General features: G+C 35.1%; 21 protein-coding genes. 20 read left to right on the forward strand and 1 reads right to left on the reverse strand.

Features of this window, described 5'->3' with window-relative positions; translation table 11 throughout:
• Positions 1 to 3: 3 nt before the first annotated feature.
• The 6 genes from rfbF to CRV04_RS10775 are packed head-to-tail and all read left to right on the forward strand — an operon-like array spanning position 4 to position 5,758.
• Positions 4 to 780, forward strand: a complete 777-nt coding sequence (gene rfbF / locus CRV04_RS10750) for a glucose-1-phosphate cytidylyltransferase (protein ID WP_128996851.1) — start codon at positions 4 to 6, stop codon at positions 778 to 780.
• Positions 780 to 1,874 (forward strand): CDP-glucose 4,6-dehydratase, encoded by a 1,095-nt coding sequence (gene rfbG, locus CRV04_RS10755; protein WP_128996852.1) that lies wholly within the window; start codon positions 780 to 782, stop codon positions 1,872 to 1,874. The genes rfbF and rfbG overlap by 1 nt, the downstream gene beginning before the upstream one ends.
• Positions 1,874 to 2,425, forward strand: coding sequence for a dTDP-4-dehydrorhamnose 3,5-epimerase (rfbC, locus tag CRV04_RS10760; RefSeq protein ID WP_128996853.1), 552 nt, complete (start codon positions 1,874 to 1,876; stop codon positions 2,423 to 2,425). The genes rfbG and rfbC overlap by 1 nt, the downstream gene beginning before the upstream one ends.
• Entirely contained in the window at positions 2,422 to 3,315 is an 894-nt protein-coding gene (locus CRV04_RS10765) for an NAD-dependent epimerase/dehydratase family protein (protein WP_128996854.1), read from the forward strand. Before rfbC ends, CRV04_RS10765 begins: the two co-directional genes overlap by 4 nt.
• Positions 3,312 to 4,637, forward strand: a complete 1,326-nt coding sequence (gene rfbH / locus CRV04_RS10770; protein WP_128996855.1) for a lipopolysaccharide biosynthesis protein RfbH — start codon at positions 3,312 to 3,314, stop codon at positions 4,635 to 4,637. The genes CRV04_RS10765 and rfbH overlap by 4 nt, the downstream gene beginning before the upstream one ends.
• Positions 4,637 to 5,758, forward strand: coding sequence for a glycosyltransferase (locus CRV04_RS10775; RefSeq protein ID WP_128996856.1), 1,122 nt, complete (start codon positions 4,637 to 4,639; stop codon positions 5,756 to 5,758). The genes rfbH and CRV04_RS10775 overlap by 1 nt, the downstream gene beginning before the upstream one ends.
• A gap of 2 nt (positions 5,759 to 5,760) precedes the next feature.
• Here the strand turns inward: CRV04_RS10775 and CRV04_RS10780 are convergent, their stop codons facing one another.
• A complete protein-coding gene (locus tag CRV04_RS10780; RefSeq protein ID WP_128996857.1) occupies positions 5,761 to 7,398 on the reverse strand; it encodes a phosphoethanolamine transferase in 1,638 nt (545 codons plus the stop codon).
• Between the two features lie 141 nt (positions 7,399 to 7,539).
• Here CRV04_RS10780 and CRV04_RS10785 point away from each other — a divergent pair, with 141 nt between their 5' ends.
• The 14 genes from CRV04_RS10785 to CRV04_RS10850 all read left to right on the forward strand — a co-directional run bounded on the left by CRV04_RS10785 (position 7,540) and on the right by CRV04_RS10850 (position 20,979).
• The gene (locus tag CRV04_RS10785) at positions 7,540 to 8,286 is read left to right on the forward strand and encodes a lipopolysaccharide kinase InaA family protein (protein WP_128996858.1); all 747 of its coding nucleotides are present in this window, start codon (positions 7,540 to 7,542) and stop codon (positions 8,284 to 8,286) included.
• The gene (locus tag CRV04_RS10790) at positions 8,286 to 9,209 is read left to right on the forward strand and encodes a glycosyltransferase family 9 protein (RefSeq protein ID WP_128996859.1); all 924 of its coding nucleotides are present in this window, start codon (positions 8,286 to 8,288) and stop codon (positions 9,207 to 9,209) included. The genes CRV04_RS10785 and CRV04_RS10790 overlap by 1 nt, the downstream gene beginning before the upstream one ends.
• On the forward strand, positions 9,199 to 10,161 hold the full coding sequence (locus CRV04_RS10795; RefSeq protein WP_128996860.1) for a P-loop NTPase family protein: 963 nt from the start codon (positions 9,199 to 9,201) through the stop codon (positions 10,159 to 10,161). Before CRV04_RS10790 ends, CRV04_RS10795 begins: the two co-directional genes overlap by 11 nt.
• Positions 10,149 to 10,766 (forward strand): YrbL family protein, encoded by a 618-nt coding sequence (locus CRV04_RS10800; RefSeq protein ID WP_128996861.1) that lies wholly within the window; start codon positions 10,149 to 10,151, stop codon positions 10,764 to 10,766. Before CRV04_RS10795 ends, CRV04_RS10800 begins: the two co-directional genes overlap by 13 nt.
• Positions 10,767 to 11,825 (forward strand): hypothetical protein, encoded by a 1,059-nt coding sequence (locus CRV04_RS10805; RefSeq protein ID WP_128996862.1) that lies wholly within the window; start codon positions 10,767 to 10,769, stop codon positions 11,823 to 11,825. It abuts the gene before it with no gap.
• Positions 11,818 to 12,756 carry a glycosyltransferase family 9 protein gene (locus CRV04_RS10810; protein WP_128996863.1) on the forward strand — a complete coding sequence of 313 codons (939 nt, stop codon included), beginning with the start codon at positions 11,818 to 11,820 and terminating at the stop codon, positions 12,754 to 12,756. The genes CRV04_RS10805 and CRV04_RS10810 overlap by 8 nt, the downstream gene beginning before the upstream one ends.
• Entirely contained in the window at positions 12,753 to 13,631 is an 879-nt protein-coding gene (locus CRV04_RS10815) for a glycosyltransferase (RefSeq protein WP_128996864.1), read from the forward strand. The genes CRV04_RS10810 and CRV04_RS10815 overlap by 4 nt, the downstream gene beginning before the upstream one ends.
• A gap of 94 nt (positions 13,632 to 13,725) precedes the next feature.
• Positions 13,726 to 13,914: a 50S ribosomal protein L28 gene (gene rpmB / locus CRV04_RS10820; RefSeq protein ID WP_128996865.1), complete on the forward strand. Its 189-nt coding sequence runs from the start codon at positions 13,726 to 13,728 to the stop codon at positions 13,912 to 13,914.
• Between the two features lie 24 nt (positions 13,915 to 13,938).
• A complete protein-coding gene (locus CRV04_RS10825; protein WP_128996866.1) occupies positions 13,939 to 15,060 on the forward strand; it encodes a potassium channel family protein in 1,122 nt (373 codons plus the stop codon).
• Complete coding sequence (gene argJ, locus CRV04_RS10830; RefSeq protein WP_128996867.1) at positions 15,060 to 16,241, forward strand: bifunctional glutamate N-acetyltransferase/amino-acid acetyltransferase ArgJ; 1,182 nt, start codon at positions 15,060 to 15,062, stop codon at positions 16,239 to 16,241. The genes CRV04_RS10825 and argJ overlap by 1 nt, the downstream gene beginning before the upstream one ends.
• Before the next feature lie 295 nt (positions 16,242 to 16,536).
• A complete protein-coding gene (locus tag CRV04_RS10835) occupies positions 16,537 to 16,758 on the forward strand; it encodes an HP1242/YdcH family protein (RefSeq protein WP_128996868.1) in 222 nt (73 codons plus the stop codon).
• Positions 16,759 to 16,892: 134 nt separating this feature from the next.
• Entirely contained in the window at positions 16,893 to 19,433 is a 2,541-nt protein-coding gene (gene gyrA, locus CRV04_RS10840) for a DNA gyrase subunit A (RefSeq protein ID WP_128996869.1), read from the forward strand.
• Positions 19,430 to 20,467, forward strand: a complete 1,038-nt coding sequence (locus tag CRV04_RS10845) for an aspartate-semialdehyde dehydrogenase (RefSeq protein WP_128996870.1) — start codon at positions 19,430 to 19,432, stop codon at positions 20,465 to 20,467. The genes gyrA and CRV04_RS10845 overlap by 4 nt, the downstream gene beginning before the upstream one ends.
• Positions 20,467 to 20,979, forward strand: a complete 513-nt coding sequence (locus CRV04_RS10850; protein WP_228126542.1) for a YqhA family protein — start codon at positions 20,467 to 20,469, stop codon at positions 20,977 to 20,979. The genes CRV04_RS10845 and CRV04_RS10850 overlap by 1 nt, the downstream gene beginning before the upstream one ends.
• Positions 20,980 to 21,035 lie beyond the last annotated feature (56 nt).

Below are 21,035 nucleotides of genomic sequence, written 5' to 3' on the forward strand. Positions count from 1 at the left end.
TATATGAAAGTTTTATTATTAGCTGGGGGATTGGGTACTCGTTTAAGTGAAGAGACAGATATCAGACCGAAACCGATGGTTGAAATTGGTGGAAAACCAATTTTATGGCATATTATGAAAATCTACTCAACGTATGGTTTTAATGAGTTTGTAGTACTTCTTGGCTATAAAGGTTACTATATCAAAGAGTATTTTGCAAACTATTTTTTACATCAAAGTGATGTGACTTTAGATATGAGTACAGGTAAAATGGAAATCTTAAACAATTCAAGTGAACCTTGGAAAATAACGTTGTTAGATACTGGTATTGACAGTATGACAGGTGGAAGAGTTAAGCGAGCACAAGATTTTGTAGGGGATGAACCTTTCATGTTGACATACGGTGATGGTGTCAGTGATATTAATATCAGTGATTTAGTAAAGTTTCATAAATCTCATGGAAAAGCGATGACAATGACGTCTGCTCAACCTGATGGACGATTTGGTGCACTTGAAATTGACGATAATAATCAAGTATTAGAGTTTAAAGAGAAACCAAAAGGTGATGGTGGATGGATCAATGCTGGTTTCTTTGTCTGTGAGCCAAAAGTATTTGATTATATCACAGAAGGTGATGGCACCATCTTTGAACAAGCACCACTGATGAACCTTGCACGTGAAGGTGAAATTTTTACCTTCAAGCATGAAGGTTTCTGGAAACCAATGGACACATTACGAGACAAACAGCAACTGCAAAAGATGTGGGAAACCAAAAAAGCACCTTGGAAAGTATGGCCTTAATGAAAAACTTATTCTCTGGAATCTATAACAATAAGACAATTTTAGTTACAGGGCATACTGGTTTTAAAGGAAGTTGGCTTTGTTATTGGTTGAATAAAATGGGTGCAAAAGTGATTGGTTACTCTTTGGAAGCACCCACAACCCCTAATCACATCTCTCTTTTAGACTTAGATATCGTATCTGTTATTGCTGATATTCGTGATACACAAAAACTGGATGAAGTTTTTGCAACATATAAACCTGAAGCGGTATTTCACTTAGCAGCACAACCTTTGGTACGTCTGTCGTATGAGAATCCTGTTGAGACTTATGAAACGAATGTCATGGGTACACTGAAGGTTCTTGAAGCTTGTAGAAAACACCAGGTCAAAGCGATTGTAAATATTACCAGTGATAAAGCGTATGAGAACAAAGAGTGGATTTGGGGATACAGAGAGAATGATCCTTTAGGGGGGTATGATCCTTACAGTTCATCAAAAGGGTGTGCTGATATTCTTGTCAATTCATATCGAAGTTCTTACTTTAATTTAGAAACTTATAAAAAGAGCCATCACACTTTATTGGCCAGTTGTCGAGCAGGAAATGTGATTGGTGGTGGAGATTGGGCACAAGATAGATTAATGACAGATATCATGTTGTCTGTTTCTCAAGGAAAAAAAGTCTCTATTCGTAATCCCTTAGCAACACGACCTTGGCAACATGTTTTAGAACCACTCAGTGGCTATTTACATGTGGGACAAAAACTTTTAGAAGAGAAAAAAGAGTTTGCAGAAGCTTGGAATTTTGGGCCAAGCGATGAAGGAAGCATCACAGTAGAAGAGGTTGTTAAGAATGTTAAAAAACATTGGAGCAGTATTGATTATGAAATAGAACAAAAAAGTAATCAACCTCATGAAGCTAATTTACTTAAATTGGATTGCTCAAAAGCGCACATTCTCTTAAAGTGGAAAGATGTGTGGGAGAGTCAAACTACGTTTGAAAAAACAGTCACATGGTATAAAGCTTATTATGAAAGCCAGACTCTTAACACATCATCTGATTTAGAAAAATATGTAGAAGATGCAAAAAATAAAAACCTTGAATGGGCAATATAATGAAGATTGTAGATACTCCAATAGAGGGATTAAAAATATTAGAACCCAGAGTATTTGAAGATACTCGAGGCAAGTTTGTTAAAACTTTTAATCAAGACTTTTTTAAACAAAATGGATTGGATTTAGAGTTCAAAGAGACGTATTTCTCTATTTCCCATAAAGATGTCATAAGAGGAATGCATTTTCAAACTCCTCCGTATGACCATGTAAAAGTGGTTTATGTCCCTTATGGAAAAATTTTGGATGTGGTTTTAGATATTCGAAAAGAGTCAAAAACCTATGGTGAGTATTTCAGTACAGAGCTCTCCTGTGAAAATGCAAAAGTGTTGATTATCCCAAAAGGATTAGCACACGGATTTAAATCTTTAGAAGATAACACCAATGTAACCTATATGCAAACAACAGGGTATGCTCCAAATAACGATGAAGGTATACTTTATGACTCTTTTGGTTTTGATTGGGAGTGTGAGAATCCACAATGTTCGCAACGTGATTTGGCTTTTAAATCATTTGGCGAGTTTGAAACCCCTTTTAGTAAAGGTCAAATGTGAAAATTCTAGTTACAGGAGCTACTGGTTTCATTGGTCAAAACTTGATTGATGCATTGGTTGATTTAGACCATGAAGTTCACTGTATTGTAAGAGCAAACAGTGATGTGTCGGTATTGAACAGTTCTGTTAAAATTTATCGACACAGTGGAGAAATAGAGTGTTTACAAAACTATTTTAAACAAGAGCATTTTACAGGAGTGATACATTTAGCATCACTCTTTTTAGCCGTCCATCAAGATAAAGATATTGAGAATTTGGTTGATTCAAATATTACATTTGGTGTAAAGCTTTTAGAAGCATCTGTGAAGTCCAATGTTCAATGGTTTATTAATACCGGTACATTTTGGCAACATTTTGAAAACCAAACATATAATCCCGTAAATTTATATGCTGCTTCAAAAGAGGCTTTTGAGGTGATGGCAAAATATTATAGCCAAACCAGCAACATGATTTTTACAACCATTAAGCTCAATGATACTTTTGGACCCAATGACACTCGTAACAAAGTCTTTAACTTGTGGGCAAAAATTGCAAAAACGGGTGAACTCTTAGAGATGTCTGAAGGTGAACAAATTATTGATATTTCGTATATAGAGGATGTTGTAAGAGCTTATTTACTTTTAATTGAACATCTTATGTCAGATAATCAAAAGAGTTTTAATGAACGTTCATTTGTAGTCACGAACAGTGAGAAGATGACATTAAAAGAGTTGTCTTTAATTTTTGAAGAAGCGACAAACAGTAAACTTCAGATTAAATGGGGTGGAAGACCTTACCGAGACAGAGAGGTGATGCAACCTTTTAATAAGGGTGAAGTGGTTCCAACATGGAAACCACAATTTGATTTAAAAACAGCAATACAAAAAACAGTAGGAGAAAATATTTTATGACAAAAGCTGAAGAACTCAAACAAGATATACTGAATAAAACAAAAGAGTATTATGAATTAGTTCACAAAACAAAACAGAATGAAACTTTTGTTGAAGGAACTTCAAGAGTTAATTATGCAGGAAGAGTGTTTGATGAGAAAGAGATGTGTAATCTTGTTGACAGTTCACTTGATTTTTGGCTTACATATGGAGACTATTCTAAAAAGTTTGAAAAAAAGCTGAGTGAATACTTGAATGTTCGTTGGTCTTTTTTAGTCAATTCAGGAAGCAGTGCAAATCTATTGGCTTTTTATACATTGACTTCACCTTTATTGGAAGACAGACAGATTAAAAGAGGTGATGAGGTGATTACTGTTGCAGCTGGATTCCCTACAACAGTAGCCCCAATAGTTCAATATGGGGCTGTTCCTGTTTTTGTTGATATGGAATTGGATTATTTTAATATTGATACCAATGAATTGGAAAAAGCACTCTCATCAAAAACAAAAGCTGTAATGATTGCACATACCTTAGGAAACCCTTTTAATATTGAAGCAGTAAAATCTTTTTGTGATAAACACAACTTATGGTTAATAGAAGATAACTGTGATGCGTTGGGCTCAATGTACAAAGGCAGACCTACTGGGACATGGGGTGATATTGGTACAAGCTCTTTTTACCCACCGCACCATATGACTATGGGTGAGGGTGGAGCAACCTATACAGATAATCCATTGCTTAAAAAAATTATGCTCAGTTTACGTGATTGGGGAAGAGATTGTTGGTGTGAAAGTGGTGTTGATAATACGTGTGGAAAACGGTTTACACAACAATTTGGAAGTTTACCAAAAGGGTATGACCACAAATATGTCTATTCACATTTTGGATTTAATTTAAAAGTTTCTGATATGCAAGCCGCAGTTGGTGTTGCACAACTTGAGAAATTCCCTTCCTTTGTAGAAAAAAGAAAAGTAAACTATAAAAAGCTGTATGATGGGCTAAAAGAAATTGAATCTATTAAATTGGTTGAAGCGCAACCTGAATCAGATCCAAGCTGGTTTGGATTTATGATTACATTAAATGACAATGCAAGCTGTACACGCAATGAAGTTGTTGAGTTCTTAGAGAGCAATAACATACAAACACGAAACTTATTTGCAGGTAATATGTTGCGTCATCCAATGTTTGATACCATGAAAGAAAATGTTGATTACAAAGTGGTGGGTGATTTAACTAATACAGATAAAATCATGAATGACAGTTTTTGGATTGGTGTTTATCCAGGAATGAGTGAAGAAGCTATTAATTACATGATTAAAAAAATTAAAGAGGCTATAAACTGATGAAAAAAGAAAAAAGAGTCTATATCGTTGGAAGCTTAAGAGGTTCGAGTCGAGCTCGAATTTTGCTTGATTATATTGCTTCATCACCACAATACTCTTTTTTCTATGAAGATTCTCACTACTTTAAAGTAATGGGAAAAAATCTTCTTAAAAAGGCACTTTTTTTGCCATTACGTTTAATGCATACATTAAATCGTTTTTGGCATCTTGTGATGTCCGATATCGTATATATTTTACCAATGGGAAAAATCTCTTTATTCGAAATTCAATTTGCACATAAATGTAATAAAAAAATTGTTTATGAGTTCTATATTTCACAATATGACACCTATGTCAATGACAAACAAAGAGTGAATGAAAAGAGTCCAAAAGCAAAACAACTTTTAAAAATGGATCAATATCTTGTAGATTACAGCACGGATATTATTTTTTTAAATAAATCAGAACAAGCTTATTATTCAGAAGTGATAAACAGAAAAGAAATAACTGCACAAACCTATACAATTCCCTTAGTAACAGAGACAAAAGAGAAAGCAAGTTTACCTTTTGTTCATGAACAAACAAAGAAAGTAACATTATGTTGGTGGGGAAGTTATATTCCTTTACATGGATTAAGTAAAATAATTGAAGCAGCACACTTTCTTAAGAAAGAAAATGTTAACTTCGAACTCTTTTTATTTGGAACAAGTGATAAAAAAGCAGAATCTTACCAAAAAATGATTGATGAGCTTGAATTAAATCAGCATGTATTTATAGATAACAACAAGAGTTTCTCTGATAAGTCGCTTGAACGATTTTTATTGCAACGATGCGATATTGCTTTTGGTAATTTTGGTGACAGTAAGAAAGCAAAAGTAGTCATGGTAAATAAAGCAGTTGAAGCTGTTTCTATGAATATTCCGGTTGTTTCTCAACCCACGCAAGCACTTGTTGAGTTCTTCACAGATAAAAAAGATATCTATTTTTGTGGCTCAAACCCTAAAGAGATTGCAGATGTAATCATAGAAGCTATTGCAGATAAACAAAAGTTATTAGAGTGTTCAAGCAGTGCCTATGAACTCTTTAAACAAAACTTTTCAAAAGAAGCCTATATTAAGATTGTAGCTACTATATTAAAATAGTTTTATTTAATCAGTGTTGGAATTTGTTTGTTTTCTTCATCAAAAGAGAGTTTAAGTATCCCTGAAAGTCCAGATATATCTGAATCACATACAAAATAATCCTCTTTTTTGTTAAAGTGATTATAAGCTTCTTTATAACCTAAAAGATGACTGACCACATTTCCCATTTGATAGTGTGAAATATAAGGAAACTCTGAAAACTTCTTTTTAATACTTTTTGCATTGTTAATACCATAGACAAAAAATGGTACTTGATAAATGGCATCATAATCCAATCGTCCATGACCATTTCTATTTGGGTCTCCCACATTGGATGCATGGTCAGAAGTGAATATAAAATAGGTAGGACGATCTGTTTTATCTTCTATTTTTTTAATCAATTGTGAAAGAATATAATCGGTGTAATGAATGGAGTTTTGATAATCGATTGTATTTTGAAGAACACTTTCTTCATTGTTCTGTTTTGTAAAGAGTTCAAACTCTTTTGGAAAGGTATCTATAAATGGTGTATGAGAAGCACGCTGTTGTAAAGCTAGGAAAGTGGGTTTACTAAAATCAATGGTATCAATTTGATCAATTAAAAATTGATCCAATGCAGGAGTATCTATACTGTGAGTGACCGTTGTACCATCTTTATAATTATCAATCCATTTTGTGCACATATAACTTTTCAGTTGAGCTAATTGATCTTGTGCTTGTGAACTGTAAAAATAGGTTTGAAAACCATTGTTTTTTGCCATTTTGAAAAGGCAAGTGTTGGTTGAAATGATTTGAGGAACACCATCAGGTCTTTTAATAATGTTAAAAAAACTTGGTACCGCAACATCAGTTACAACTCCAGATGCAATTCCTTGTTTATAAATAAAATGTTCATTATCTTTTAAAGAGTCAAGAAAGGGTGTAGTTTTTACGTTGTATCCATATAATGACATAAAGTTCCGATTTAACGATTCTCCCATAATCATTACAACATTAATATTAGGCGTTTTAACTAAAAGTTCAGGAGTAGGCGTAATAGGTTGTTCTAAACCACTGTGTCCAGAAATTTTTTTAGGTAAGATATTTCCAAAGAGGTATCCTAAATTTACGATACTGTTTTTAATAGGATAATACTCTACATTTGGACGGTGACCCTTTTTGGAGTCTTTTACATAGACTCTTAATGGTACAAATATAATAAATGCAATCAGAAAAAGAGATAAAAACTTGACTTTTAAACGATTGTCATCATGTCTTTTTTTCAATAAAAAATGAATAGATAGAATTAATAAAATAAACAGTACTGTTGGAACAATTGCTATAGTAAGAACGGTTCTAAAAGTGTCATATGTTTCTTGAAATTTTGTAAAGAACAGATAGTATTCTAATGGAAAAATCCATGTTCCAAAATAGGCAAAGTGGGCTAATTGAAACCAGACTAAAAGAGCAAGTATAAAATATACAATCAAAACAGCACGTCGACTGACAATGGATATAATAAAAAGGTGAATCATAAATTGTTCGAAAAAACTTCGTAGGGTTAGGTTAAACATTAAAATATCATTATACATACGATAGCTTTGTTCAATCATAACAAATAAAATTGTAATACAAAATGCTAAAAATAGATTGTATAGAAGTTTTGAGAATATTTGATTCATTTGATACCTTAAATGTATGAGAAATTAAAGGGAATATCATAGTTAAAAACTATTTAAATATTAATAAACAAATGACTTTAATCATAACATATATAATGTTTTGGTAAAATAAATGTTTTTATAGTTATAAAAAGGATAATATTGAATATTAAATACCAACTCAATCATTCACACGAAAAGTTTAAATCATTTTTATTAAATATTAAAGAGTATTTCAAAGAGAACTCACACACCATTCATAAAGCACGAAATGAACTTAAAGTCATTGAGTTTGAAGGTGTACAAACAGTCGTAAAAGCGTTTAAGATTCCTAATAAAATCAATCAAGTTGTATACGCCTATTTTCGAGACTCAAAAGCCAAGAAATCATATCAAAATGCAGTAAAGCTAAGAGAGTTAAATATCCAAACACCTACGCCTATTGGATATATAGAGTTTTATAAAATGGGACTGTTTAAAGAGAGTTTTTTTATCAGTGAAAAGCTAGACTATGAGTTTACTATTCGTGAGCCTTTACGAGATTTAAACTTTCCAGACCGAGAGCTTATCCTTAAAGAATTTGTTGCTTTTACGTATGATTTACATCAAAAAGAGGTTTTTCACAAAGATTACTCTGCAGGTAATATTTTGGTGGTTAAAAACGGCAGCGATTACAGTTTCAGTGTGGTAGATATCAATCGTATGCAGTTTAAACCAATGAGCGTCGAAGAGGGCTTAGATAACTTTGCAAAATTGTGGTTAGATGAAGAGAGTCTGTTATTGATTGCAAAAGAGTATGCACGACTTTCAAACACCCCTGAAGACAAAGCCATTTCTATACTTAAAGAGTGCGATGAGAAGCTCAAAGGTTTTGTGGAGTTTAAACGAAAAATCAGAGGTAAGAAGTAATGAATTTGCTTATCACTCGACATGACAAAATAGGGGACTTTGTTGTTACTCTGCCTCTGTTTAAAGCCATCAAAGAGCAATACCCCCAAACGAAACTCACAGCACTTGTAAGCAAAGTGAATTTTGAGTTTGCACAAAACATTGATTTTATCGATGATGTTATTTTGTTTGATAAAAACAACTTAGCACAAACCAAAGAGCTTATTAAAAGCAAAGAGTTTGATGCCAGCATCAGTGCTTATATTGATACTGCAGTTGGAAAACTTCTTTTTGGAAGTCGGATTAAAAAGCGAGTGGCACCTGCAACTAAAATTGCACAACTCTTTTTTAATAAACGTGTAAAGCAACGACGAAGTCAAGTAAAAAAAAGAGAGTGGGAGTATAATTTAGATTTAGGGCTAAAGCTTTTCCCCAATTTACAATTAACATTTACGAAGCCTTTATTAAATTTTGTTGAAGAGAAAACAAATCGAGTGGTATTTCATCCTGGTTTTGGTGGAAGCAGTGATGGAAATTTACGCTTAGATGATTATATTGCATTGGCTCGAAGTGTGGATAAGACAACTTATGAAGTTGTCTTTACTTTTGGTCCAGATGATGGGGCATCAAAAGAGTATATTCAAAACCGTATTGATTTTGAAGCCAAGCTTTTAGATTCAAAGATGTCTTTAGTAGAGTTTACCAAATATCTAAGTGCATCTGCTTTGTTTGTCAGTACTTCAACAGGTCCTATGCATCTTGCAGGGGCAGTCAATACTAAAACGCTCTCATTTTTTGGAGACTCGTTATTTGCCAGTGCAAAACGATGGGGTACTGTAAGTGAGGAAAGCAATCAAAATAACTTTATGATTCCTCAAAACTATAGCAAAGAACTTTACGGTGAAATAGAGTCATGCTTAAAAAAGGTTTTAGATGCAAAGTAAAGAGCTCTTTGAACTGATTTTAGACAAAGCCAATACAAAAGGTTTACTTGCACGACATCTTGATGATCACACCTATTTTATTGACAATGAAAATATGAATCAATTTTTGAAAATTCTTTTTAAGACTTGCACCAAAAACAGTCACTGCATGACACTCATAAAAGATGAAGCCTATCTTACAAAAATCAATCTTTTTGAGCAAGGGTTTGAGGTGCCTCTAACGTATAATGTCTACACAAAAATGCCTGAAGATATTACTGCTGAAGAGAAGATGCTCTATTCAAAACAGGTTGAAAAGTTAAAGAAGAATCGAATTTCTCCTGTTATTGGCCCAGATGGTGTGGGAAAGACGACGTTACTGCAAAGCTCATTCACTCATATGGATGAACCTATTATGTACAAACGCTTTAAAAAGATTGTTCGACGTTCGTTTATTTATAATGTGATGTATCCCATTAATAAGTATAAACTCAAACGAAAAATGGGACATCGACCACAAAAAGATCAACACGATGACATTCACTTTTTTCTTGTTTTTCTAGCGGGATTGTTCTATTATCCGTTTTTAATGTTCAATGCAAAATATAGGAAAAAAATAGTCTTCGTGGACCGTTTTTTTAATGATTACTTGCTTGAAAACATCTCTTTTATGCAGAAGAAAACAGTTTTGCGAAATAACTGGAGAAATCTTTTACGATACATCCCACAAGTTTATTGGAATATTCACTTAGATGCCAAACCCAAAGTGATATTAAGCAGAAAAGATGAGTTGAGTAAACGAGATATTAAACGGTATCGACGATTTAATTTTAAAATCTATTTAGAAAAACCTTCTGTGGTGTATACGTATATTAACACAGGGCTTGATTTAGAGCATTGTAAACGTGTACTTTTATACTCTGGACGTATAGCAGATGTGATGAAAACTCAGGAGTTGTCATGTCAAAAATAGAGTTGGATGAGCAACTTTTGATTGCAAAAGGAGGTGAGCGTGCCTGCTATTTACACCCTGAAGATGCAACAAAAGTCATCAAAGTTCTATACAGTTCAACGCCCACTCATAACAACCAAAACCAGTTAGAGTATATCTATATGAACTACTTAAAAAAACGCAATGCCAATTTGACTTATGTGACTGATTGTTATGGTTATGTACAAACGAGTTTGGGACAAGGCTTAGTGTTTGACAGAGCCTTGGATTATAACGGGGAGCCTTCAAAATCATTTCGTTATATGGTGGCATATAAAAAGTTAGATTTGACCCAACAAAAAGCATTGATTATGCAATTAAAAGCCTATTTGGAACAAGAGTTGATTTTGTTTGTGGACACGAGTTTAACGAATCTCTATTGTCAAGAGATACAAAAAGGGGAATACCGACTTCTTATTGTAGATGGGTTGGGTTCTAAACGTATGGGATTTAAGTTTTGGATGTATCGAAACTTTAAAAGTTATACCAAATACAAAATCAAACGGCAGTGGACAAAGTTCATGCGTATGTATGAAAAAGATGTGAAACGAGCTCAATTGGGTGAACGACCCTTTACAAGGTTATAGATGAACAGTGCTCCATTTTTTTGGGATAAATTCTCTGACCAACCGCATGTGATTAAAGATAAAAATTATAAAAAAAGCATGCGTAAAAAACAGTGGTTGGATTATGTAAAACTGCTTCTTACTTCTTTGTTCATCCTTCCAGTAGCGACACTTTTCATGAAGTTTTTTTCTAAGCAATCAACGATTGACAACTCATTTTTTGGTTTGGGTGTCAATTTAGACAAAGGCAATGAACAGCAAGCACTCATTGAAGAGTTGGGTGTGAAACATCTTATTATCAGGCTTCCTTTGTGGGAGATGGAAAGAGCTGATGAGTATAAAACGTTTGTAGAGAGTTTTTTTGAAAAAAGTTCTAAAAGTGTTCTGATAAATATCATGCAAGACAGAGAGCATATTGAAGACTTTTCGTTATTGAAAAAAGATTTAGAAACAGTTTTTAAAACCTTTGATGGACTTGTTTGTGAGTATCAAATTGGTACCACCATCAATCGAGCCAAATGGGGATTTTTCAGTGTGAAAGAGTATCTGAACTTCTATTTGGTTGCCCAAGAGTTAAAGAAAACATTCCCACATATCAAACTCATAGGTCCAAGTATGATTGACTTTGAGTACTACTACACAGCACGAGCCCTTTTTAATGGCTTTAATGTAGTTTTTGATAAAGTAAGTACACTGTTATACGTTGATAGAAGAGGTGGTCCAAAAAATACACAGTACGGTTTTTTTGATACACAAAAGAAAATAGAGTTGATGTATTCGATGGTAAGACTTTCTTCCAAGTGTGCAAGTGACGAACTCTATATCACTGAAGTAAACTGGCCTTTGTCAAACACAGCACCGTATGCACCCACAAGTGAGCATGAGTGTGTGAGTTGTGAAGCCTATACGCAATACATGAAAGAGTATCATGAAATCGCTGCACAAACAGGCAGAGTCTCACGTGTTTACTGGCACCAACTCATAGCTCCTGGTTATGGTTTGGTGGATAATCGAGAGGGAAAACTCATCAAACTCCCACAATTTTACGCATATAAAGAGATGGTACAAAAGCATGGTTAAAACAATTTTTATAGAGATACCTACTTGGTTGGGTGATGCAATTATGACAACACCTGCCATTGAGAATATTATTCAAACATATCCTAATGCCCAGATTACCATGTTGGGTTCTTATGTCTCTACACAAGCTTTAGGAAACTTTCCAAATGTCAAAAGAGTGATCATTGATAACAGCAAACAACAGAAGAATCGTTATGTTGGCTTAATGAACATTGCACAAGAAGTAGGGGAAGTCGATTTGGCTATTTCCTTTAGAAGAAGTTTCTCTTCACGATTTATGATGTTTTTTATCAAAGCGAAAAAAAAGGCAAACTATCGACGTTTAACCAAAGAGGAGATTCACCAAGTACAACGTTATAATGAGTTCGTGAATCATGCTTTGCATTTAAACAACAAAGAGGGCGATTTAAAACTTTGCTTTACTCCTTTTAAGTATGAAAAACCCACATTGGGAATTAATCCAGGAGCCACTTATGGAAGTGCGAAACGATGGTATCCCAAAGAATTTGCTAAAGTAGCTATTGCACTTTCAGACAGATACAACATCGCTATTTTTGGAGGTCCAGGGGAAGTGAATATTGCACAAGATATTGAAAAAGAGTTGGTGGCACATCACATTACGAATTATCAAAACTTTGCAGGACAAACCACCATCCCTGAACTCATTGAAAAAATTGCAGGCTTATCGCTGTTTATTACCAATGATTCCGGGCCTATGCACGTAGCAGCTGCGTATAAAGTGAAAACAGCAGCGATCTTTGGTCCCACACGATTTAAAGAGACCAATGCGTGGAATAATCCCAATGAACATATCGTAACAAAAAACTTAGAGTGTGCTCCTTGTATGAAGCGAGTCTGTCCTTTGAAACATCATGAGTGTATGAAACTCATCACTGCACAAGATGTCTTAGAAGCCTTAGGAGAAGTATGATGTCCATAACCATTGATTTTAAAACCCCAAGTACGATCACGGATGCCTTACTTGAAATGCCAGAGTATGAAAAAGTTGCACAAACTTCATTGATGAACAAAATTGGCTTAGGTTCCAAAGAGCAAGCACAACTTTATTTTCATCAAGGTGCACTGGATAAAAAAAGTACGCATGCCATTTTACATGCGCATGCTACCATCGTTAATTCACAAAGAAGCAAAGCCAAACTGCTTCAAATACTTAACGAGTTAGATGAACAGAGCGTTGAAGTCATTTATCCTACCTTTGAACCACAAGAGATTGATATAAAAGAGGCTAAAAAAGCCTTTTTACAAGAGTTACAACTTCCTAAAAAGACACGGCTTATTCTCTTTACAGCCAGCAACCTAAAAACAGCCGGAGTCAAAGAGTTTATTCAAACGATTATGAGCCTGCAAGCTCGAAATTTCAGAGTGATCATTGCTTCAGACAAACAACAAATCACGGCATTGAAGTTTCAAATCTCTAAATACAATTTTGACGATACGCTTATTTTATATGAGGATTTTCATAACATGGATTTGCTGTTTGCTGTATCTGATATATTTGTATTGCCGACACACAATACCGCTTTTTCAACTGATATTTTAAAAGCAATGTATTATAAGTCGGCCGTATTTACCACAGCTAATAGTTCTTCTTGTGAAGTGGTGGATGTTTTTGCAACCATGAGTGACCCAAGTGATGCAAGCTTACCTTTTAAGATAGATGCACTGTTGAGTCGAAAAGAGGATTTAAAACTGATTAAAAAACAGAACCGTAAAATTGCGAAAAAGTTTATCCTTTCCAAAGCTTTGCAAACCCTTGTGCGTATTAGCGAACCATTAAAACTATGAACCTATTCATTTTTAGAGGTGTCTTAAACTTAAACATGCTTTAAGAAAATTAAGATATAATACGCGAATATTTTTAAAAAAATAAGGAATGATGATGTCAAGAAGATGCGCAATATCTGGCAAAGGTCCATTGGTTGGAAACAACGTAAGTCACGCAAAAAACAGAACTAAAAGAAGATTTTTACCAAACTTAAGAACTGTTCGAGTTACATTAGAAGATGGAACAACTAGAAAACTTAAAATTTCTGCTAAAGAGTTAAGAACTCTTAAGAAAAACTCATAAGAGAGCACTTAGAAAAGTGCTTTCATGAGCTTTATAACAAAGCTGAAAAAAGCTCTCGGCTGGGAAATTCGAAATACCAAGCCAGAATATAACTTAAACCCATTAATATATAGTCAATTAAAACCTTTCAGAGTCCCTTTAGTACTTGTTCAAGTATTGATGATGGTCGGAACCATTGGTTATATTGTAATTGACGACTTCACAATTTTAGATGCCATTTATCAAACAGGAATCACATTTACCACAGTAGGATTTGGAGAGATCGCTCCTATTTCAGATGCGGGACGATTTTTTACTGTTACTTTGATTATCTTTGGATTCGCTACTTTTACTCTTTCAACTGCTATTTTGATTGATGCAGTGATTAAAGGAAAGTTGTTTGAATTGTATAAGGAAAGAAACATGCTTTATAAGATAGCACGGTTACGAAACCATTTTGTTATATTTCACCACAATGAATATACTTCACAGTTGGCTCGGCAATTCAAGCTTAACCATATCCCTTTTGTTGTTGTTGACTCACGAGAGGACATGGAACAAGTAGCAAAAGAGCATAATTATCCTTATTATATTAAAGAAGAGGCATTTACAGAGAAGGCATTCTTAAAATCGCACTTAAGTTCAGCAAAAGGGGCGATTTCTTTATCAAAAAACATCTCAGATAACATTACACTGATTGCGTCAGTGAGACTCTATGAAAAAGAGTTGGGAAGACGACCATTTTTGATTATCTCAAATGCAGAGACGCAATACGATAAAGAGCGATTAAAAAAACTGGGTGCAGATAAAGTGGTTGCCCCACCATCACTCATGGCAAAACGTGTGAGTGCGATGGCTGTACGACCCGATATGGAAAACGTACTGGAAGAGTTTTTATACAAACCTGATACCCCTATTGATATGGAAGAGGTGTTTGTCGAAAGTGATTCATGGGTAGTAAATAGAGAGCTTAAAGACGTTCACTTACGAGACAGAATGAAAGTTTCTGTTATTGGTATTACTGAAGCGAAGGGTCGATTTATTCAGATGCCACGAGCAGATACCATCATCAAAGAAAATTGTAAATTGCTTATCGTTGGAAACCAAAAAGGGATTTCAATGGCGAAGCGTATCATTAACCAAACCATTAAACCAGGAGATTTATAGTGTTTTCAATTTTTCCAATTAAAGGGTACATTGACCAAATAGATGGTTTTTATTGTGCTGGAATTCATGCTGGATTAAAACCAAATGGAAACAATGACTTAGGCTTTATATATGCCGATACTTTATGTGATGTGGAAGCAGTTTTTACACGAAACAAATTTCAAGCTGCACCATTGAAACATTACCAAGCATACGAGAAAGGGTTTAAAACCAACTTTGTTTTAATCAACTCTAAAAATGCGAACGCCATGACAGGACAAAAAGGGATTGACAATATCAACCGACTTTTTGCTGCTTTAAAACATGACGTTACCAATCCTATTATGAGCAGCACCGGTGTGATTGGAAACCCACTTCCTGTGGAGAAAATCCTTGCAGGTGCAAACAGCTTTGATTTAACAAGCAAAGATGGAGAAGGGTTATCTAAAGCCATTATGACCACCGATGCATATTCAAAACACTGCATGTATGAAGTGGAAGTTGAAAAAGGCAAAAGCTTTAAAATTGGAGCAGTGGCAAAAGGGGCAGGGATGATTAACCCCAACCTTGCAACCATGCTTTGTTTTATAACAACGGATGCCAATGTTCCTAAAGAGGATATGAAACCAGCACTTGAAGCAGCTATGCACACGACATTTAATGCTATCTCAGTTGATGGTGATACATCAACCAATGACACGGTTTTATTACTTGCCAATAAAAAGTCTGGGGTGTATGCTAAAGAGGCTTTCTTTGAAGCTCTAAGAATGGTGATGCATGATATGGCAATGCTCATGGTTGCAGATGGAGAAGGAGCTAAAAAAGCGGTTGCTTTTGAAGTGATTAACGCTAAAACTGAACAAGAAGCCCAAACGGCTGCTAAAGCACTCTCTAACTCATTGTTGGTAAAAACAGCATTGTTTGGAGAAGACCCAAACTTTGGACGAATTGCTTCAACCATAGGGGCAAGTGAAATCACATGCTCTGAAGATACTTTAGTTATTTCATACAATGATGTGGTGGTATTTGAAAAGGGTGAAATTTTGTTTAATAAAGAGGTGGAAGCCCAAGCAGGTGAAGTACTTAAAAAAGAGCAATACAAAATCATTTGTGATATTGGACAAGGCGAGGCTTCTTATACCGCATATGGATGCGATTTAGGGTATAAGTACGTAGAGATAAACGCAGACTACAGAACATAATGTATGGATTATTCTGAAGTGACTGGATGTCACTTCAGTACGTACTCAAACGTAGAGATTAATGCTGATTATCGCACGTAATATATTGAATCTTCTGAAGTGAACCACTGAGGTAATAACCATTAAAAGGAGGCACACGTTGTCTCCTTTTTTTCATTTAAGAAAACTATTTAAAACTTTAAAGAAAGTGCTTTAAAACTCTTTATATTTCGCATCAAAATACTCTTAAGAATTTTTTTGAAAACTTCAACGTATCGTGCTATAATTTTTATATAACACTACAAAAGGAGAATATATGTTACACGAATACCGAGATGTCATTGCAAAATTGAAAGTTGAAGATAAATACTTCGAAAAAATGTTCGAAAAACATAATGCCTTGGATGAAGAGATTGCCCAATTAGAGAAAAATATGGCCGATCAATTTGAAATTGAAAAAATGAAAAAAGAGAAATTAAAACTCAAAGACCAAGTCTATTCTCACATCATGACTTATAAAAAAGAAAATAACTTATAATATTATAAACAGGGGCTTTAAGGCTCTTGTTTTACTTACAATTACTTTTTTGAAATAATTATCAATTATTACAATAAACCCTAAGGCTTTTTTGGGTAAAATCTAACTAATTTATATGTATAAGGTAAAATTTAATGGAAAATCTTTTTCAAGACCAAGATATCGTAGATGTAAAAATTGAGGATTCGGTAAAAGCCTCATATTTAGACTACTCAATGAGTGTTATCATTGGGCGAGCACTGCCGGATGCAAAAGATGGTTTGAAACCTGTTCATAGAAGAATTTTGTATGCAATGCACGATTTGAACTTGAGTTCAAAAGCTTCGTATAAGAAGTCAGCACGTATTGTTGGGGACGTTATTGGTAAGTATCACCCACACGGGGACAGTTCAGTGTACGATGCCTTAGTCCGTATGGCGCAAGACTTCTCTATGAGAGCACCATTGGTTGACGGACAAGGAAACTTTGGTTCAGTCGATGGAGACAACGCTGCGGCAATGAGATATACCGAAGCTCGTATGGCTAAAATTGCTGAAGATATTTTAAAAGATATCGATAAAGATACAGTGAACTTCGTACCAAACTATGATGATACGGTAAAAGAACCAGCGGTTCTTCCTACAAGAGTACCCACTCTACTTTTAAATGGGAGTGAAGGTATTGCCGTTGGTATGGCAACAAAAATTCCACCACACAACTTAGGGGAGTTATTAGACGCTATTTTACACACGATAGATAACCCAGAAGTAACTGCAGATGAGTTAATGGAGTTTGTCCAAGGTCCAGACTTCCCAACTGGGGGTACGATTTTTGGACGACGAGGAATCATCGATGCGTACAACACAGGACGAGGTCGAGTTAAGATTCGAGCGAAACACCACATTGAAACAAAAGGTAAAAAAGAGATCATCGTTTTAGATGAACTCCCTTACCAAGTGAACAAAGCACGACTGATTGAGCAAATTGCAACTTTAGCAAAAGAGAAACAAATCGAAGGAATTTCTGAAGTCAGAGATGAGTCGGACAGAGACGGAATTCGAGTTGTTATTGAGCTTAAAAAAGATGCCATGGGAGAGATTGTTTTAAACAACTTATACAAATCTACGCCTCTTGAAACAACCTTTGGTATTATTCTTTTAGCTGTACACAACAAAGAACCAAAAGTGTTTAATTTACCTGAGTTATTAAACATCTTCTTATCACACCGAAAAACAGTGATTATTCGAAGAACCATTTTTGACTTAGAGAAAGCAAAAGCAAGAGCACACATCTTAGAGGGTCTTAAAATTGCAGTTGATAACATTGATGAAGTGGTTAAAATTATCCGAGCTTCAGCAAACGATTCAGAAGCACGAGAGAAATTAAGAGAACGATTTGAATTAAGTGAAATTCAATCACAAGCGATTTTAGATATGAGACTGGGAAGACTTACTGGTCTTCAAATTGAAAAACTTGAAGCAGAGTATGCAGAGCTCATGGCACTGATTGCTGAGCTTGAAGCGATTTTAAAATCTGAAGAGAGACTCAATGAAATCATCAGAGAAGAGTTGGTTGAAGTTAAAGAGAAGTATGCAACTGACAGATTAACTGAGATTGAAGACTCATATGATGAGATTGACATTGAAGACCTTATTCCAAATGAGCCAATGGTTGTCACCATTACGCATAACGGATACGTAAAACGTGTGCCGATTAAATCATACGAAAAACAACGACGAGGTGGAAAAGGTAAAGTTGCCGTAACGACACACGATGATGACTTTATTGAACGATTCTTTGTTACTAATACGCACGATACTTTGATGTTTGTAACGAACATGGGGCAGTTATACTGGTTGAAAGTATACAGAATTCCAGAAGGAAGCCGAACGGCAAAAGGTAAAGCAGTTGTTAACTTAATCAACTTACGACCAGATGAGAAAATTATGGAGATTATTCCAACGACAGACTTTGATGAGTCTAAATCATTGGCATTCTTTACTCGAAACGGGGTTGTTAAAAGAACCAGTTTAAGTGAATTCTCAAACATTCGAAGCAACGGAGTAAGAGCAATTGTATTGGATGATGCAGATGAAATTGTAACCGCAAAAATTACAAATCCTGAGTCTCAATACCTGATGATTTTCACAAGCTTAGGTCAATGTATCCGATTTGATATTGAGAAAACAAGAGAGCAAGGACGAAGCACACGAGGGGTAAGAGGTATCAAGTTTAAACATGACTCTGACTTTGTAGTGGATGCAAACGTTGTGGATAATATTGAGCAAGAGTTGTTAACGGTATCTGAAAAAGGTATCGGTAAACGAACAACGGTTGAAGAGTATAGAGAGACAAACAGAGCAGGTTCTGGAGTTATCTCTATGAAACTCTCTAATAAAACAGGAAATGTAGTTGGTGCAGTTCTAGTAGATGAGACACAAGACCTTATGGCATTGACCTCTATTGGAAAAATGATTCGAGTGGATATGAACACGATTCGAAAAGCGGGTCGAAACACTTCTGGAGTTATTATTGTTAATGTGGATGCAAAAGATAAAGTTGTCAGCATTGCAAAATGTCCAAAAGAGGATGATGACGAATTAGATATTGAAAGTGCAGATACAATGGATGGTATCGATTTAAATGAATTTAATTTAGATTTAACAAACACAGATGAAAAAGGAAATGAAGAATGAGAAAATTTAACGTAGCAGTAGTGGGAGCTACTGGTGCTGTTGGTGAAGAGCTATTTCGAGTATTAGCAGAGTATGACTTCCCTATTAACAAACTCGTACCGCTTGCAAGTGCAAGAAGTGCAGGAAGTACAATTGAGTATAAAAATAAAGAGCACACTGTTTTAGAACTGACTGAAACTTGTTTTGAAGAGAACGAAGTAGAGATTGCATTTTTCAGTGCAGGTGGAAGTGTATCGGCTCAATTTGCAAAATTCGCTGTAGAAGCAGGCGCAGTTGTTATTGACAACACCAGCCACTTTAGAATGGATCCAAATGTACCTTTAGTCGTACCAGAAGTAAACCCAGAAGATATTGAAAACTGGAGAGAGACAGGGATTATTGCAAATCCTAACTGTTCAACCATTCAAATGGTGCAATCACTTAAACCTTTAGATGAACTCTATGGGATTAAAAGAGTAGATGTATCAACGTATCAAGCGGTTTCTGGTGCAGGTAAAACGGGTATGGAAGAGCTTGTCAAACAGATGCAAGCCTTCTTTGCATTTAAACTTGACGAAGCAGAGAAAAAAGCATTTGCTCACCAAATTGCTTTAAACGTGATTCCTCAAATCGATGTGGCTCAACCAAATGGATTCACTAAAGAAGAGATGAAAATGGTCAAAGAGACACAAAAAATCCTACACAAAGAGTTACAAGTAGCTGCAACGTGTGTTCGTGTGCCTGTACTTAGAAGTCACTCTGAGTCTATTACTGTTACATTTGAAGATGGTGTAGATGTAAGTGTAGATGCCGTACGAGATGCATTAGCACGTTTTGAAAACGTAGAAGTGATTGATGATTTAGAGAACAATGCATACCCAATGCCAATTATCTCTACAGATACAGACATCACATACGTGGGACGAATAAGAAAAGACGTCTATGCTCCAAACGTTGTTCACTATTTTAACGTAGCAGATCAAGTAAGAGTAGGGGCTGCAACCAATGCAGTGCGAATCGGACTTAAATGGATTGAGTTGGAGAGTAACGTTTAATGATTGAACGGTTCTTTGAAACTGCCATGTGGCAGACAAGATTTTTAGTGATCTTGGCTGTCATTTTTGGTCTGATTGGAGCTTTAATTCTTTTTGTCATTGGAAGCATGGACATCTTTGGTGTTGCTAAGTATGCCTATGTTACGATTTCAACAGGGGCTCACCCTGAAAATTTTCATGAAGATATTGTCAGCAGTATCATTGGTGCGGTTGATTTGTATTTGATTGCAGTTGTGATGTTGATATTCTCTTTTGGTATTTATGAGTTGTTCATTTCTCCTATTGACCATAATGAAAAAGCGATAGAAGACGATAAAGTGCTCTCAATTAAATCACTGGATCAACTTAAAGATAAGATTGCAAAAGTCATTGTGATGGTGTTGGTGGTGAACTTTTTCCAAAGAGTACTTCATACGCAATACAATGGTGCATTGGAGATGTTATACTTTGCACTGGCAGTGACAGCCTTGGCTGTAGGACTTTACTTTTTAGGTAAAGTTGGAAAACATTAATAATTAAATACTGTTTATAGGTTTCCTTAAATGGGAACCATTTTTAAGGATATATT

It is taken from the genome of Candidatus Marinarcus aquaticus, from assembly GCF_004116335.1.
GTDB lineage: Bacteria > Campylobacterota > Campylobacteria > Campylobacterales > Arcobacteraceae > Marinarcus > Marinarcus aquaticus.

Bases quoted from the DNA above. Each gene is read 5' to 3' on its own strand.
- rfbF (WP_128996851.1), top strand. From the start codon at position 4: ATGAAAGTTTTATTATTAGCTGGGGGATTGGGTACTCGTTTAAGTGAA.
- rfbG (WP_128996852.1), top strand. From the start codon at position 780: ATGAAAAACTTATTCTCTGGAATCTATAACAATAAGACAATTTTAGTT.
- rfbC (WP_128996853.1), top strand. From the start codon at position 1,874: ATGAAGATTGTAGATACTCCAATAGAGGGATTAAAAATATTAGAACCC.
- rfbH (WP_128996855.1), top strand. From the start codon at position 3,312: ATGACAAAAGCTGAAGAACTCAAACAAGATATACTGAATAAAACAAAA.
- CRV04_RS10775 (WP_128996856.1), top strand. From the start codon at position 4,637: ATGAAAAAAGAAAAAAGAGTCTATATCGTTGGAAGCTTAAGAGGTTCG.
- CRV04_RS10780 (WP_128996857.1), bottom strand. From the start codon at position 7,398: ATGAATCAAATATTCTCAAAACTTCTATACAATCTATTTTTAGCATTT.
- CRV04_RS10790 (WP_128996859.1), top strand. From the start codon at position 8,286: ATGAATTTGCTTATCACTCGACATGACAAAATAGGGGACTTTGTTGTT.
- CRV04_RS10795 (WP_128996860.1), top strand. From the start codon at position 9,199: ATGCAAAGTAAAGAGCTCTTTGAACTGATTTTAGACAAAGCCAATACA.
- CRV04_RS10800 (WP_128996861.1), top strand. From the start codon at position 10,149: ATGTCAAAAATAGAGTTGGATGAGCAACTTTTGATTGCAAAAGGAGGT.
- CRV04_RS10805 (WP_128996862.1), top strand. From the start codon at position 10,767: ATGAACAGTGCTCCATTTTTTTGGGATAAATTCTCTGACCAACCGCAT.
- CRV04_RS10810 (WP_128996863.1), top strand. From the start codon at position 11,818: ATGGTTAAAACAATTTTTATAGAGATACCTACTTGGTTGGGTGATGCA.
- CRV04_RS10815 (WP_128996864.1), top strand. From the start codon at position 12,753: ATGATGTCCATAACCATTGATTTTAAAACCCCAAGTACGATCACGGAT.
- rpmB (WP_128996865.1), top strand. From the start codon at position 13,726: ATGTCAAGAAGATGCGCAATATCTGGCAAAGGTCCATTGGTTGGAAAC.
- CRV04_RS10825 (WP_128996866.1), top strand. From the start codon at position 13,939: ATGAGCTTTATAACAAAGCTGAAAAAAGCTCTCGGCTGGGAAATTCGA.
- CRV04_RS10835 (WP_128996868.1), top strand. From the start codon at position 16,537: ATGTTACACGAATACCGAGATGTCATTGCAAAATTGAAAGTTGAAGAT.
- gyrA (WP_128996869.1), top strand. From the start codon at position 16,893: ATGGAAAATCTTTTTCAAGACCAAGATATCGTAGATGTAAAAATTGAG.
- CRV04_RS10845 (WP_128996870.1), top strand. From the start codon at position 19,430: ATGAGAAAATTTAACGTAGCAGTAGTGGGAGCTACTGGTGCTGTTGGT.
- CRV04_RS10850 (WP_228126542.1), top strand. From the start codon at position 20,467: ATGATTGAACGGTTCTTTGAAACTGCCATGTGGCAGACAAGATTTTTA.